The following is a 15,456-nucleotide window of genomic DNA, read 5'->3' as shown; positions in this document are numbered from 1 at the left end:
AGTTACTCCTTTTTTCGCAAACAGCAAAATTTTAGCCTTAAATAATTGTTATGTTCCCGTTTATTTGTATCTTTGCCAGCAAGATGAAGAAACTCGTTATCATATCGCTGATGCTTTGCTGGATGCTGTCGCTTTCAGCCCAATTCCTAAATTCGGGCGACACCATCGCTATAATCTCGCCATCGAGTGCTACCGATACTGCTACCATTAATGGCGGCATCCGAACCTTAGAGAAGTGGGGCTATCCATGCATCGTGGCGCCCCATGCACTGGCCGATTATCATGGTTTTGCAGGCACTATCGATGAGCGACTTAGCGATTTGCTGTGGGCTTTACGCACACCATCCATCAAGGCCATCATGTGTTCGCGAGGCGGCGATGGGGCTGCCCATCTGCTTTCCCGTATCTCATTAGATACACTCCAGCAGCATCCAAAGATGATTATCGGATTCAGCGATGTGACGGCGTTGCTGTGTGCCCAGGCTAGGGCAGGCGTAATGGGTATTCATGGTTCGATGTGTCATGCATTGAAAACCTACGAGGGCAACGATACCGTGAGTCAGGCTTTACGAGGCATGCTTGCTGGTCATCTGCCCACCTATTGCATTGCTCCCCATCCCTTAAACATAACAGGTAACGCCGAGGGCATTATCGTTGGTGGTAACATGAGCGTTTTCAACGATCTGGCAGGCTCTGATTTCGATCCGCTGTTTATCGATGGAATCGTACTATTTATTGAAGATACAGGCGAGGGCATGAGTAAGGTAGACCGCATGCTGCATAACATCGAGATACGTGGCTTACAGAAACACATCCGAGGCGTTATTGTTGGGCAGTTCAACAAATACAAACACCCCGAAAACGGTTTCGACGACATGTACGCCCTGCTCAACGAGTACCTACAGCATTGGCACATTCCCGTATGCTACAACTTTCCTGTAGGTCATGCCCACCTAAAAAACTTCCCCCTCCTAACAGGCGCCAAAGCCACATTAGAAGTAAACCCCGATGAGGTAGTGCTAGATTACAATAATTCCCATTAGAGGAACATTTTGTTCCCACGTTGGGAATGAAATGTTCCCAAACTGGGAATCAAACATTCCCAAGTTGGGAAAAAATATCGTGCTTTAGATGGCAAGGTGGAGCATAAAATCAAAAAACTGAGTAAAACTATTTATTTTGAGAATAATTATTGTATCTTTGCAGCTGTAATCGGTTCTCCTGATGTGGAGATTAATAGGGAATCGGGTGAGAATCCTGAACAGAATCCCGCCGAAAGGCACCTACCCGTGGCCTTTCCCGCTGCTGTAAGTCGTCCTTTATGAGGCGCAAACATGTATGTCACTGAGATTTTTGGGAAGACGTTTGCTGCCAGACGATAAGTCAGAAGACCTGCCGATGAAACTTTAGCCGCTTGCCTATCTCTGGGGTTAGATGGCGATGGCAGAATAAAAGATGATGAATCGAGCATTCACATTGGCAATGGCTTGCGTGTTGGCGATGACAACGGCAGCACAAAGCAAGTTAGATTCCGTGCAGCATGTGCGGGAGATAATTGTTGTGTCGAAGCCTGCCATGCGCGAGGTGGTACCCAGTCAGAAACTGAAGGGCGAACTGCTGGAACAACTGAACACGCACTCTGTGGCCGATGCATTGCGCTATTTCTCTGGTATCCAACTAAAGGATTATGGCGGCGTGGGCGGCATTAAAACAGTAAACATCCGCTCGATGGGTACGCATCACTTAGGCATCAGCTACGATGGTGTGCAGTTAGGTAATGCGCAGAACGGACAGATTGACTTGGGCCAGTTCTCACTTGATAACGTAGAGGATATCACACTTTATAACGGCCAGAAGAGTGCCATCTTCCAGCCCGCCAGCGATTTTGGAAACGCCGGTTCTATCTATATCCGTACCAAAGCGCCTGATTTCAAGAAAGGCGAGAATACCCATCTGCGATTTAAAACCCAGTATGGTTCAAGCGATATGTTCCGCTTTTCTACCCTTTGGGAGCAGAAACTGTCATCAACCATCAGCTCATCGGTAAGTGCCGGCTTCTTAACAGCCAGCGGTAAGTATAAGTTCCATTACGAGCGAAAATATCCTAACGGACAAACGGCTTGGGACACAACGGCTGTGCGACAGAACGGCGATATACATGCTGAACGTATCGAAGCAAACCTGTTTGGCCGATTGGAGCAGGGTAGTTGGCAGCTTAAGGGTTATCTATATAACTCAGCCCGAGGCATTCCTGGTGCCATCGTAAACAACGTGTGGCGACGTGGTGAGCGCCAACAGGATTTGAACACCTTTGTACAAGCCGATTATAATAAGAATATAGGCGATGGTTTCAGCACCCGATGGCTGGCCAAGTATGCCTATTACAACACCCACTACGTAAACAAGGATACCACCCAGCTACCTGTTGACAATCGTTACAAGCAGCAGGAGTTCTATCTTTCTACAGCCAATGTACTGGAGCTGCTACCCAACTGGAGTGCATCGCTGGCCTACGATTTTAAGTGGAACAAACTGAATGCCGATATCTACAACTTTGCTTACCCCAAACGCATCTCTAATCTGGTAAGCTTAGCCACAGCTATCGACTACAAACACCTGAAGGCGCAAGGCTCTATCCTGGCTACCTTTATCCACGACAAAACCCACCGCAGGGGTGAGTTTGCAAGCTTAAACAGCAGTCATTCGCTATCAAAACTCACGCCGGCGCTATTTGTTAACGTGTATCCCTTCCGAGGCACCTTCTTCTCTATGCGAGCCTACGTAAAAAAGAGTTTCCGCATGCCGACCTTCAACGACCTGTATTATACCGATATGGGTAATGCCAACCTGGTGCCCGAGAGCGCCCTGCAGTACGATGCCGGCTTTGCGCTTAACAAGCACTTTGAGCATGGTATCATTCGCCATGCCGAGATGCACTTCGATGCCTATTATAATACAGTACACGATAAAATTGTGGCTTACCCCAAGGGGCAGCAGTTCCGTTGGACGATGCTGAACTTAGGTAAGGTTCACATCAAGGGAATAGATGTTGAGGCCGAGGCCGATTTCAAGATTGGTAAGGATCTGATAGCTACCACTCGTGCCCAGTACACTTATCAGGATGCACGCGATGTTTCTGATGCCGAAACCTCGTATTATAAGCATCAGATACCCTACATCCCCTGGCACTCAGGTTCTGCTATTCTGGGTCTTACCTATAAGAACTGGAACCTGAACTACTCGTTTATCTATGCAGGCGAACGCTACGACGAGCAGGAGAACATTATCTATAACCACATGGAACCTTGGTACACCAGCGACCTGAGTCTGGGAGTTTGGTGGAAACTAAATAGTGTGCTGATGAAAGCACACTTGGATGTGAACAATCTGTTAGGGCAGGATTACGAGGTAATCGTAAATTACCCCATGCCTGGTCGCAACTATGCACTAACATTAAGCGTTGAGATATGAAGCAGCTAGCGTACTACATATTAACCCTGTTGCTCCTTTCGGCCTGTCGCCAGGATGTGATGATAGTGCCGATGGAGAAAAGCGATCCAGGCGGCAAAACGCAGCAGGGCGATATCATAGGTATGTATCTGCTGAATGAGGGCAATATGGGATCGAACAAGTCGTCGCTCGACTATCTCGACCTGTCGGATTCTACAGCCCACTATTATCGCAACATCTACTCGCAGCGCAACCCAAGTACTGTAATGTCGCTGGGCGATGTGGGCAACGACTGTCAGATATATGGCTCGCGTCTGTGGCTGGTTATCAACTGCTCAAACAAGGTTGAGGTGGCCCGTGCCGATTCGGCTATCAGAATAGGAAAGGTAAACATTCCTAACTGCCGATACGTGACGTTTAACGATCGCTATGCCTACGTGTCATCATATGTGGGAACGGTTTATGCTTCGAGCAACAGTCCGTTGGGTAGCGTGTATAAGGTAGATACACTCACCTTGCAAAAGGTTGACTCTTGTAGTGTAGGCTATCAGCCTGAGGAGATGGCCATTATCGGCAACCAGCTATATGTAGCCAACAGTGGTGGCTATCAAGGTATGACGGGACAGGGTTATGAGAGTACGGTAAGTGTGATAGATATGGCTACCATGCAAGAAACCAGCAAGGTAGAGGTAGCCCCCAACCTGCACCACCTGAAGGCCGATAAGTACAATCAGCTATGGGTAACAGCTCGTGGCGACTATATGTCTGAGGCATCAAGCATCTGGTGGCTGGCACCCGACGAAAACGGCCAGATGAAAGTAGGTGGACACATCGATCAGGCTGTAAGCGATCTTTGTATTGTGGGCGATTCGCTCTATTTCTACGGTTCTCAATGGAGCGAGGTGTCGATGAGTAATACCATCACCTATGGTATCATCAACATAAAAACGCATCAGGTGGTAAGCACCAGTCTGTCGAGTGCACCCGAGATTAGCAAGATACGCATGCCATATGGCATCATTGTAAACCCCGTCCATCGCGATTTTTATCTGATGGATGCCAAGAACTATGTATCGAGTGGCGAGTTGCTGCACTTCCTGCCCGATGGCACCTTCGACTGGAAGGTAAGCACAGGCGATATACCCGCCCACGCAGCATTTTTATTTAAAACAACAAAAAAATGAAGAAGATATTGTTACTATTAATAGCCGCAATTACCATCGGTAATATCCATGCTCAGCGCATGGACGATGTTACTGTGCACTCCAAATACATCCAGGCGGTAGATGAATATCGCCCTGCCCCAGGACAGTATGTAAACGATGTGCCAGAATACGAAGCTGGCGATACCGAGGCCGATATGATTCGTAAGTGTAACAACAATCTGGCAGGTCTTGGTCCTATCGATTCCCATTTGGTGGCACTTGGTGGCTGGGGTGGTTATATCACATTTCACTTCGACCATTCTATCACCAACTTGCCTGGCGAACGCGACTTTGCCGTATGGGGAAACGCCTATCAGGAAATGAAGAATCTGGTGTTTGGTGGTATGAATGAGGCTGGCGTAGTAATGGTGTCGAAGGATGTAAACGGCAACGGAAAGCCCGACGACCCTTGGTACGAAATCAGCGGCAGTTGCGATGTGGATAGCGCAGGCAAGGTAATTTATGGTTACGAGATAACCTACCGTCAGAACCCCATGGGTGATATTCCCTGGACAGATAACCAAGGTAATAGCGGCACCATCGATCGTAATCACTACCACACCCAGGAGTATTACCCCCAGTGGTTGCCAGATAATCTCACCTTCAAAGGCACCCGACTGCCCGATAATATGCTGAATCTGTCCAATCAGGTAGAGGAATCGTTCAGTCCCTACTATTACGTGCTGGTAGGTTTCCGCTATGGCTATGCCGATAATCTGCCCAACTTTAGCGATAATGCCGATGCCACCTCTTATAATTATGAGGGCTGCGGTATTGATATCTCGTGGGCTGTTGATGAGAACCGTCTGCCTGTAAATCTTGATTTCATCGACTTTGTACGTGTATATACAGGTTTGAATCAGAAATGTCCGCAACCCGAGTGGTGGGGCGAAACCTCTACAGAGTTTGCTGGTGCCGAGGATATCCATCTCGAAGCCTCGCTCCAAGCTATCGAGAATGCTTTAAGCGGCATTCGCGCCATCCAGCAGGAAGCATCTTCATCAAGTCCTTTCTACGACCTGCAGGGTCGAAAGGTTACTCCAACCAAGAAGGGTGTCTATATTCAAAACAGAAAGAAGATAGTTATCAATTAATTCATATTAATCACTTAAAACAAAAACAGTTATGAAAACAAACAAATTATTCGGACTTGCAGTCCTTGCGTGCGGTTTCGCACTGTCGTTCACATCATGTACTAATGATGACAATCCAGTTGGTGGTAAGAGACAGGCTACAGTTTCTTTCGAGAACAAGAAGCTTGGTGCTGATGGCTATTGGCGTGGTGACGAATCTGGTACTAAGTTTGATAATTACGGAGCGGAAGCTTTCGCCTGCCAGTATAAGGAAAAGGGGGTAACCTTCCCAGTAAACTACACACCATCATTTGCCAGCTGGACGGGTTTTGCTATCTCTAACCGTACCGCTACTACTTACAAGGATTTGAATCCCGATCAGTTCAATAGCGCAGTTGGCGCCGCAAAGAGTGGCAACAACTACTGTGTAGTTTATACCTTTGGCGAGACTATCGACTTTGGTCGTGCCGTTACCCTGAAGGGCTTCTGGTTTACCAACGAGGCTTGGGCTGTTGATGCTTACCTGAATGGCGATGGTATGACTCCTGGTAAGTTTGAGAAGGACGACTGGTTTAAGTGTATTGTAACTGCAACACTGTCTGATGGATCAACCAAGGATGTTGAGGTATTCCTGGCTAAGGACGGTGAGTATGTAAAGGATTGGCAGTTCTGCGATTTCCAGAGTTTGGAGAAAGTTACCAGCCTGAGCTTTGCATTCGATGGCACAAAGAAAAACGATTGGGGTCCAACAACTCCTACTTACATGTGTATCGACGATATCGAGTTTGAGTATTAATGAGATACATTCAACTATTAATCATAGCAGTATTGCTCACAGCCTGCGGAGGTGCGAAGAAAAACGCACCTCAGCAAGCTGGGGGCGATGCTGTTACCTTTAAATATGCCACACAGATTAGCGTCGAGAAGTTTGATGGCTATACGGTGGCAACTATCAAGAACCCTTGGAAGGAGGGTATGACCCTGCACCGTTATGTGCTGATACCTGCCGACCAGGAAATACCCAACCATATTCCCAGCGGTACTATTGTACGCACACCATTAAAACGCGCCGTAATGTTTACCACCGTGCATTGCGCTATGTTGATGGAGTTTGGCAAACAGGATTGCATATCGGGTGTGGCCGACTTGAAGTACATTAAGATACCTTGGATTCAGGAGCAGGTGGCTAAAGGCAAGATAAGCGATGTGGGCGATGGTATGAGTCCTGTTATCGAGAAAATTATCGACGAACATCCTGATGCCCTCTTTCTGTCGCCTTTCGAAAACAGCGGTGGCTATGGTAAACTCGAAGAGATTAACATCCCCATCATAGAGTGTGCCGACTATATGGAGGCCTCGCCTTTGGCACGTGCCGAGTGGCTGCGTTTCTATGGCATGCTGTTTGGTTGCGAAGAGCGCGCCGATATGCTATTTCAGAGTGTAGATAACAACTACCACCAGCTTAAGGCATTGGCAGCAAAGGCTAAAACAAAGCCATCGGTAGTGGTTGATAAGGTAACAGGTAACGTATGGTATGTGCCTGGTGGCAAGAGCACCATTGGCCAGATGATTAGGGATGCCAACGCACAATATGCTTGGGCCGACGATGAACACAGCGGGTCTATCTCGCTACCTTTCGAAACGGTTCTGGAGCGTGCTGGCGATGCTGATGTGTGGCTTTTCAGATATAGTGGCGATCACGATATTACCTATGATGAACTGCTGAGCGAACATCATGGTTACAATCAGTTTAAAGCGTTTAAGAACCAAACGGCTTATGGTTGTGATGTAGAGCGTTCGTTGTTCTACGAGGAGTCGCCTTTCCACCCTGAAAGACTATTGAGCGATTTTATCCATATTCTGCATCCCGAACTGGATACGATGACCTCGATGCGCTATTTTAAAGAGGTTAATCGCTAACCTCGTTCAAGTGGTCAACATACGCCGTGATAGCTTCTACCAACAGGTCGTTTTCCTCGGGCTGTTGGGTAGTTACGCGAAAGTAGTTGCTGTCTAAACCACGGATGTTCGAGGCATCGCGAATCAAAATGCCGTAGTTGTCTAACAGCCATCGTTTCAACTCTATCGCCGTACTGTTATGAATAGATACCAGCATAAAGTTGGTATCTGTCTTCATGACCTTCAATCCGTCGATAGTCGATAAGTTAGCGTGCAGTCGCATCGTTTCCTGAAGATATACTTTCAGGTCGGGAATCATCTGTATATGGTTCTCAATCAGGTATTTGCCTGCCTCGATAGCCAAGGCGTTAATCGTCCAGGGCTGACGTATCTGTTTCAATCTACCTATAATAATAGGCGAGGCCACGATATAACCCAAGCGCAGACCTGGTATACAAAACGTCTTAGAGAGCGAGTGAACCAGCATCAGGTTAAACACATCCGTCATTTCCTTGGGCTCCAGCATAGGTGCTAAGGTGTAATCAGCATACGACTGATCGATGACATACAGATAGCGTGGATGATTTCGTACGATATGGTTCAGCATACCCTTTACCAGCACGTTGCCAGTAGGGTTGTTAGGGTTACAAATCCAATAGATACGGTCCTTGGGCAGTACATCAAACTCGTCCTTAACGTCGTATGATATAATATGGTTAAACATGCGACAGGCATCCTCGTATTCGCTAAATGTGGGTTGAGGAATGATTGACGACCAACCTTTGTATAGTTGCGCTATCAGATAGATAGCCTCGTTGGCGCCGCTGGTAACCATCACGGTGTTCTCCTTTACACCCAGTTTCTCGGCCAGCAGGCATTCCAAAGTGTGGGCATCGGGCTCAGGATAGTGGCCCACCACATCAAAATGCTGCATCAGGTGTTCTTTTAACTCTGTGTAGTCGGCCTGACTATACACATTCGAGCTGAAATTTATCTTCACCTTGTCGCCATAGCGAAACACATCGTCACCGTGCCCGTATATCATAAGCTTAATAGATATTTATACCTGTTTTGTTACTTTTATTGTCATGGTCTTGGAATCGAAGGCTATACCCTCCCGTTCTATAAACCTGCCTAATGCCCCTTGTTCAGCAAGCGTTTTGGGCGATCCGATAGCTACAGACTCGCCTTGAGTCATCAGCCAGATGGTATCGGCCATCTGCAAAGCCAGTTCCACATCGTGCGTGGATAAGAATATTACTTTGTCGGCCTCGCGACTAATGCGACACAACAGCTGCAACACCTCAACCTTGCTGGGATAGTCGAGAAAAGCTGTTGGCTCGTCAAGATAAATTACAGGTGTTTGTTGGGCCAGCGCTTTGGCTATCATTACCTTCTGGCGTTCGCCATCGCTCAGCGTGTGCACCATACGCTTCTTTAGCGGCTCTATGCCCACCATTGCAATAGCCTCGTCAACCACCTGCAGGTCGTCTTTCGAATAGGTGCCCCAGAATCCTGTGTAGGGCGATCTGCCCAGCGATACCAGCTCGCGAACGGTCATATTCCTCACATCGGGCTTTTCGGTCAGCACCACTCCTATCAGGCGGCTCAGCTGTTTATCGCTGTACTCCGAGAGTTCACGACCTTCCAACAGTATCTCGCCACCTGTTTTGGGTTGGAATGAAGATAGGGTTTTTAGTAGCGTTGATTTGCCTACACCATTAGCACCCAGCAGACAAGTAAGTTCACCGCTTTTGATGGTGCCATCGATGCCCGTAGCCACCGTTTTTATACCGTGTTTTGTCTGGTAGCCAATGCTTAGATTGCGCAGTTCTATAGTTTCGCCCGTCGTCTTCATGGTGCAAAGATAGTAAAAAGTTTGGAAACAGTATCACAATTTGCAAACTTTTTTCTGTTCGCGAGTTTTATCTTAAGCCATCAAGTGAGTAATCAGTATTTTTATACCTATTACTATCAGAATAATACCGCCTAAAAGTTCTGGCTTTAGCTTGCGGGCTATCGACTTGCCGAACCTTACGCCCAACCTGTAGCCTACAAAACTGAACATGAAAGATACCAGACCGATGATTAAAAGCGGGTAAGCTATCTGTGCAAAGGCACGATAGCCTGTACAAGCAAACGATATACCGATGGCCAGCGCATCAATACTTGTAGCAACAGCCAATACTAGCTGGGTACGCAGGTTTTTAGGGTTAAACTGCTGTTCTTCCTCGTCCGAGAACGATTCGCGAATCATTTTTCCACCTAAAAACGCCAGCAAGCCAAAGGCTATCCAATGGTCGATAGCTTCCAATTGCTCGCTAAAGTGGTTGGTAGTCAGCCAGCCTATCAGTGGCATCACGGCCTGGAACAGTCCGAACAGAAAAGCCATACGCAGAATCATCGCCCACAACCAACGGCGAACGATAACACCGCTCACAATCGAAACCGTGAAGCAATCCATAGCCAATGCAACGGCTAACATCCATATATCCAGCGAGTTCATGATAATATTTTGCTCTTTCTTATACTTTAGCTTGCAAAATAACAACTTTTTTTTGAGATAAACAAATTTTTTATTACCTTTGCGCTCAGATTTTTTAACTAATAACCGATTCAAAAAAATGAAGAAGATTCTTTTTCTAGCGTTCCTTATGGTCTCGGCCTCTACGGCTTGGGCAAAACAGGTTGTTATCCAAACCAAGAACACCACGATGGTGCTTGATGTAGAAACGGGTAAACAACCACAGTATGTGTATTATGGTGCAAAACTAAGCGACTACGATTTGCAGAATCTGCAATCCCCTCGTGACGGACGTATGGATGCTTATCCTGCTTATGGCATGAACTGTCCTGCCGAGGCTGCTGTAGCCATGACCCATGCCGATGGCAATATGTCGACAGAGCTTTTTGCAACAGATGTAACCACACAAGGCTCTGTTACTCAGATTACGTTGAAAGATCCCAAATACCCTGTTCAGGTAGTGCTGTGCTATCAGGCACGTTTCGATGAAGATATGATTGAAACCTGGACAGAAATCAAAAACGGCGAGGCCAAACCCATCACTCTTACGCAATTTGCCTCTTGTTCACTGCCCATCCGTCGCGGAAACGTATGGCTTTCGCACTTTGGCGGTTCGTGGGGCAACGAGGCTCGCTTGATTGAGGAGCCTATCCAGCTTGGACAGAAGGTGATTAAGAATAAGGATGGTGTACGCAATGCACATACCGATCATGCCGAAGTGATGTTCTCGCTCGATGGTAAAGGCCGGGAGAACAGCGGCGATGTGATTGGTGCCGCCCTCTGCTACTCAGGCAACTATCAGCTGAAAGTTGAGACCGATGACACAGAGTACCACTACTTCTTTGCTGGCATTAACCCCGATAACTCGGCCTATCATCTTAAGAAAGGCGAGACATTCACTACACCAAAGGTAGCATTCAGCTTCTCAAAGTGTGGTCTCTCAGGTGTATCGCGCAATTTCCACAAGTGGGGCCGCAAATATATGCTGGCTCACGGCAATAAGGAGCGTAAGATACTGCTCAACTCTTGGGAGGGTGTTTACTTCGACATCAACCAGCAGGGTATGGACCAGATGATGGGCGATATAGCCTCGATGGGAGGCGAGCTCTTTGTGATGGACGATGGCTGGTTTGGCGTAAAATATCCTCGTAAGACCGACAACTGTGCCCTTGGCGACTGGGAGGTGGATACCAACAAGCTACCCGAGGGTATCGAAGGTCTGCTTCGCGATGCTAAGAAACACGGCATTAAGTTCGGCATATGGATTGAGCCAGAGATGACCAACTCGGTATCCGAACTCTACGATGCACATCCCGACTGGGTTGTAAAAGCACCTAAGCGAGACGTTGTGAAGGGTCGTGGCGGCACGCAGCTGGTACTCGATCTGGCTAACCCTAAGGTGCAGGACTTTGTGTTCTCGATTGTAGATAACCTGATGACTAAATATCCTGAAATCGATTATATCAAGTGGGATGCCAACATGGCCATCATGAATCATGGTTCGCAGTACCTCACCATGAACGATCAGAGTCATCTTTATATCGAATATCATCGTGGTTTCGAGAAGGTTTGCCAGCGTGTTCGTGCTAAGTATCCCAACCTTACCATTCAGGCCTGTGCCTCTGGTGGCGGTCGTGCCAACTGGGGTGTTCTGCCATACTTCGATGAGTTCTGGGTAAGCGATAATACCGATGCCCTGCAGCGTATCTACATGCAGTGGGGTACCAGCTATTTCTTCCCCGCCATCGCAATGGCTTCACACATTTCGGCCACACCTAACCACACCGTTTTCCGCACCACAGCGCTCAAATATCGTGTTGATGTGGCTATGAGTGGTCGCTTGGGTATGGAGATCCAGCCAAAGAATATGACTGACGACGAGAAGGAACTCTGCCGTAAGGCTATCGCCGAGTATAAGCAGATTCGTCCTATCGTACAGTTTGGCGACATCTATCGCCTGGTTTCGCCTTACGATAAGCAGGGATTGGCATCGCTCATGTATGTGGATGAGCAGAAGTCGAAGTCGGTATTCTTCTGGTGGAAAACCGAATCGTTCCAGAACGAGCATCTGCCACGTGTAAAAATGGCTGGTCTCGATGCCTCTAAGAATTATAAGATTCACGAGTTGAACCGTATCGATCTGCGTCCGATGGATGTCGAGGGTAAGGTGTTCAGTGGTGCCTATCTGATGAATCACGGCCTTGAAATGCCTTATCGTAACGAGCCCGAATGGAGCAAGAAAAACGATTGGAGCAGTCGTGTGTTGTTGCTTGAGGCACAGTAACTTAGGCTAAGAAAAAGGCGCAATATACATTCTTTTCATTAAAATAGGATGTATATTGCGCTTTTTTTCGTATTTTTGCAGCCGAATGGAACTACAACGAAGATTAGAACATTGGCTGATTACGCTGTTCATGCTTTTTGCTATGCAACTTTATGCCTTAGATGTGAAGCATTTTACTTTCTCACATCTGAGTATAGCTGATGGTGTGGATAATCAGCGTATATTTTCTGTTTGCCAAACCACATCTGGTGCCATTTGGTGGTCGTCTATGAAAGGCGTAGGTCGCTATAATGGCTCGAAAGTAAGGATATACCGACTCGACGATGGTACGCCTTTCGCTCATCTTGGCGGGCGTGTTATTAAGATGGCCACTAACGATAAAGCCATTTATGCTTTTGATAATCGTGGCTCCATCTATCTTTTCCAGTCAGTTCTTGATGGTTTTAAACCAGTAGCCAGCATCTCCAAGAAGCTGGGGCACGAGGTGGCATTAAACGATATCCACGTAAAGGATGGCAGCCTGTTCCTGGCCTTGCACGATGGTGTTTATCTGCTGAAGGACACCACACTTACCCAAGTGATGAAGGGAACTTATGTAAACCAGATTGTGCCCATGATGGGTCATCTGCTGTTCTGTGCCCGAGATGGTGTGTATAACGAACGGGGCCAGCGATTGTTACCTTATAATGCTGAGTTCGGCTACTACGATGAAATGTCGGGCCGTTTGTGGGTTGGAGGTTACGAGAATGGCCTGCACTTGGTAACCCTTAATCAGAACGGCAATATTACATCAGATGAGTTTGTACTTATATCAGATAAGAATCTGTATCATAATCCAATCCGCAGCATTTGTCCTTACGATGATGATACCATGCTGATTGGTATTGATGGTCAGGGTGTATATCAGATTAGTCGTGATGGCCGAGGCGGATGCTCCTTGCTCTTCGATGCCAACGAGTCGGAGCATAGCATGTTGCATGGCAACGGCGTTTATGCCATGCTGGTAGATAGTTGGAAAAACATCGTGATAGGTACCTACTCTGGTGGTATCGACATCGCCCGTCCTATCAGCACTACCACAGCCATCTATCAGCATCTGGCAAACAACCAGCAGAGTCTGCTCAACGATAATGTGAACATGGTGATGCCGCTTTCGGCTGACGTGTTGCTGATGGGTACCGATAATGGTATTAGCATTAAGAACCTTACTACTGGGCAATGGCAGCATTGTTGTCAGGGTACAGTTGTGCTTAACGCCAGCAAAAAAGCCGATGGTAGTGTGCTGGTTTCAACCTATGGTAAAGGCGTTATCGTGATTGATAGTCGAGGAAATGTACGTCAGATATACACAAAAGACAATAGTTTTTTGAAAGACGACCATGTTTATGCCACCTTATATGATAAGGATGGTGGTCTGTGGATAGGCTCTTTGAATGGCGATCTGGTATATAGTCCTGTATCGCAAATCAGTCAGAAACAGGCCGAATGTCGCTACTATCCAGTACACGATGTTCAAGCCATTACACAACTCACCTCAGGACAGATTGTGGTTGGTACAGCCTTTGGACTTAAGCTAATTACACCTGGTAGCGCCGAGGTTAAGGAGTTAGACTATACACCTGCTGGTGTAACCGATGTAAACCCATTTGTAACACATCTGCTGGCTTCGGGCATGGAATTATGGATAGCTACCGATGGTGGTGGCGTTTATGTTTACCATCTTGGCAAGCACGTCAGTCGACAGATAACTACAACCAACGGCCTTCCATCTAACTATGTACGCAGCTTGGTTAAAAGCCGCGACGGACGTATATGGATTGCTACGGACGAAGGTTTGGCTTTTGTAAAGTCGGGCGAAGGCGACAAGGTTATTAATGCCAATTACTGTTATGGTTTTAATCGGGAGTACTCGCGTGGAGCAGCTCAGGTACTGCCCGATGGCGATATCGTATTTGGCTCAACTACAGGTGCCATCATCATTCATCCTGAGAATGTACAGCCCCTTAATTATACTGCCAGCATCACTTTCGTTGGTGTTAACTGCGATGTAGATTCGGATAAACTGCAGAATACAAAGGTGTTTAACCTGCTTAACCAAGGCAGGTTAAATCTTTCTTACCGTCAGCGCACGTTCGATCTGCAGTTCGAGAGTGTAAACATGCGTAACCACTTCGATATCGTTTACCGCTACAAGATGGGACGTGGCGAGTGGAGTAAACCCACCGACCAGCAGTATATACGCTTTGTTAATCTCGAGCCAGGCGAGCATCAGCTAACACTACAATGCCTCAGTCGTACAACAGGTACAGTGCTCGACTCCAAAACGCTGATTATTACAATTGCCCAACCTTGGTGGAGCTCGTGGTGGATGTGGTGCATCTATATTGCTTTGGTATTGTTGGCGTTCTATACCGCTTGGCAGGTATATAAACTGCACGAAAAGTACATGCGCCTGACCATCGATCATCTGAAGGCTACCAATGCTTCTACACCTGCATCAGTACCCGCTGCCGACGAGCCCGAAGAGGTGCAGGTTGCTGATAGCGATGAGGCAGAATCCGACTTTGTAGATAAGGCTACCCAACTGATATCCGAACATCTTAGCGACACCGATTATTCTATTGACAGTCTTTGTCGCGAAATGGCTATGAGTCGTACACTGTTCTATGTAAAACTGAAGTCGTTTACAGGTAAATCGCCTCAGGACTTTATCCGTATCATCCGTTTGGAGCGTGCAGCCCAGATGCTGAGAAACGGACGTAGCGTATCAGATGCAGCTACACTTGCAGGCTTCGAAAATGCCAAGTATTTCAGTACAGTATTTAAGAAATACTTCGGCGTATCGCCCTCAAAATACAAGTAAATAAGGTTTGAATTCTGTTACAAAAGGTTTTAAAGCTATCAGAAAATAGCAATGAAACCTTTTTTGCGTAGCATCAAACCCCCATCAGGAAAGGTTTGCATAATTTTGCAAACCAAATAAAACAATCAGATAATTAAAAATGATTTTTGAGTTATTAG

General features: G+C 47.0%; 10 protein-coding genes, 1 pseudogene and 1 riboswitch. Of the genes and pseudogenes, 8 read left to right on the top strand and 3 right to left on the bottom strand.

What is annotated here, in order from left to right; all coding sequences use genetic code 11:
- The first annotated feature begins 83 nt into the window (after positions 1-83).
- The 6 genes from T499_RS0108220 to T499_RS0108195 all read left to right on the top strand — a co-directional run bounded on the left by T499_RS0108220 (position 84) and on the right by T499_RS0108195 (position 7,648).
- Positions 84-1,043 (top strand): S66 peptidase family protein, encoded by a 960-nt coding sequence (locus tag T499_RS0108220; protein ID WP_198021276.1) that lies wholly within the window; start codon positions 84-86, stop codon positions 1,041-1,043.
- Between the two features lie 153 nt (positions 1,044-1,196).
- Positions 1,197-1,415: riboswitch (cobalamin riboswitch) on the top strand.
- Positions 1,416-1,458: 43 nt separating this feature from the next.
- Positions 1,459-3,471, top strand: coding sequence for a TonB-dependent receptor (locus tag T499_RS0108215; RefSeq protein WP_033150788.1), 2,013 nt, complete (start codon positions 1,459-1,461; stop codon positions 3,469-3,471).
- Positions 3,468-4,634, top strand: coding sequence for a YncE family protein (locus T499_RS0108210; RefSeq protein ID WP_033150595.1), 1,167 nt, complete (start codon positions 3,468-3,470; stop codon positions 4,632-4,634). The genes T499_RS0108215 and T499_RS0108210 overlap by 4 nt, the downstream gene beginning before the upstream one ends.
- Positions 4,631-5,749, top strand: a complete 1,119-nt coding sequence (locus T499_RS0108205) for a hypothetical protein (protein WP_033150594.1) — start codon at positions 4,631-4,633, stop codon at positions 5,747-5,749. The genes T499_RS0108210 and T499_RS0108205 overlap by 4 nt, the downstream gene beginning before the upstream one ends.
- 31 nt (positions 5,750-5,780) lie before the next feature.
- Positions 5,781-6,524 (top strand): DUF4465 domain-containing protein, encoded by a 744-nt coding sequence (locus T499_RS0108200; RefSeq protein ID WP_052173564.1) that lies wholly within the window; start codon positions 5,781-5,783, stop codon positions 6,522-6,524.
- Entirely contained in the window at positions 6,524-7,648 is a 1,125-nt protein-coding gene (locus T499_RS0108195) for an ABC transporter substrate-binding protein (protein ID WP_033150593.1), read from the top strand. The genes T499_RS0108200 and T499_RS0108195 overlap by 1 nt, the downstream gene beginning before the upstream one ends.
- Here the strand turns inward: T499_RS0108195 and T499_RS0108190 are convergent.
- The 3 genes and pseudogenes from T499_RS0108190 to T499_RS0108180 all read right to left on the bottom strand — a co-directional run bounded on the left by T499_RS0108190 (position 7,638) and on the right by T499_RS0108180 (position 10,133).
- The gene (locus tag T499_RS0108190; RefSeq protein ID WP_033150592.1) at positions 7,638-8,672 is read right to left on the bottom strand and encodes a pyridoxal phosphate-dependent aminotransferase; all 1,035 of its coding nucleotides are present in this window, start codon (positions 8,670-8,672) and stop codon (positions 7,638-7,640) included. The two genes, T499_RS0108195 and T499_RS0108190, sit on opposite strands and share 11 nt — an antisense overlap.
- A 21-nt stretch (positions 8,673-8,693) precedes the next feature.
- A pseudogene (locus T499_RS0108185) lies at positions 8,694-9,485 on the bottom strand (ABC transporter ATP-binding protein); the annotation flags it as partial.
- Positions 9,486-9,557: 72 nt separating this feature from the next.
- Positions 9,558-10,133, bottom strand: a complete 576-nt coding sequence (locus T499_RS0108180; protein WP_028906439.1) for a manganese efflux pump MntP — start codon at positions 10,131-10,133, stop codon at positions 9,558-9,560.
- 118 nt (positions 10,134-10,251) lie between these two features.
- On the opposite strand from T499_RS0108180, the gene T499_RS0108175 reads away from it, so the two are divergent.
- Together T499_RS0108175 and T499_RS0108170 are read left to right on the top strand one after the other, a co-directional pair.
- Complete coding sequence (locus T499_RS0108175) at positions 10,252-12,435, top strand: alpha-galactosidase (protein WP_033150590.1); 2,184 nt, start codon at positions 10,252-10,254, stop codon at positions 12,433-12,435.
- Positions 12,436-12,520: 85 nt separating this feature from the next.
- Positions 12,521-15,298 carry a helix-turn-helix domain-containing protein gene (locus tag T499_RS0108170; protein ID WP_084163026.1) on the top strand — a complete coding sequence of 926 codons (2,778 nt, stop codon included), beginning with the start codon at positions 12,521-12,523 and terminating at the stop codon, positions 15,296-15,298.
- The last annotated feature ends 158 nt before the right edge of the window (positions 15,299-15,456 follow it).

The sequence above is a fragment of the Prevotella sp. RM4 genome (genome assembly GCF_000701965.1).
Classification (GTDB): Bacteria; Bacteroidota; Bacteroidia; order Bacteroidales; family Bacteroidaceae; genus Prevotella; species Prevotella ruminicola.
This window is presented reverse-complemented; position numbering and strand designations above follow the sequence as displayed.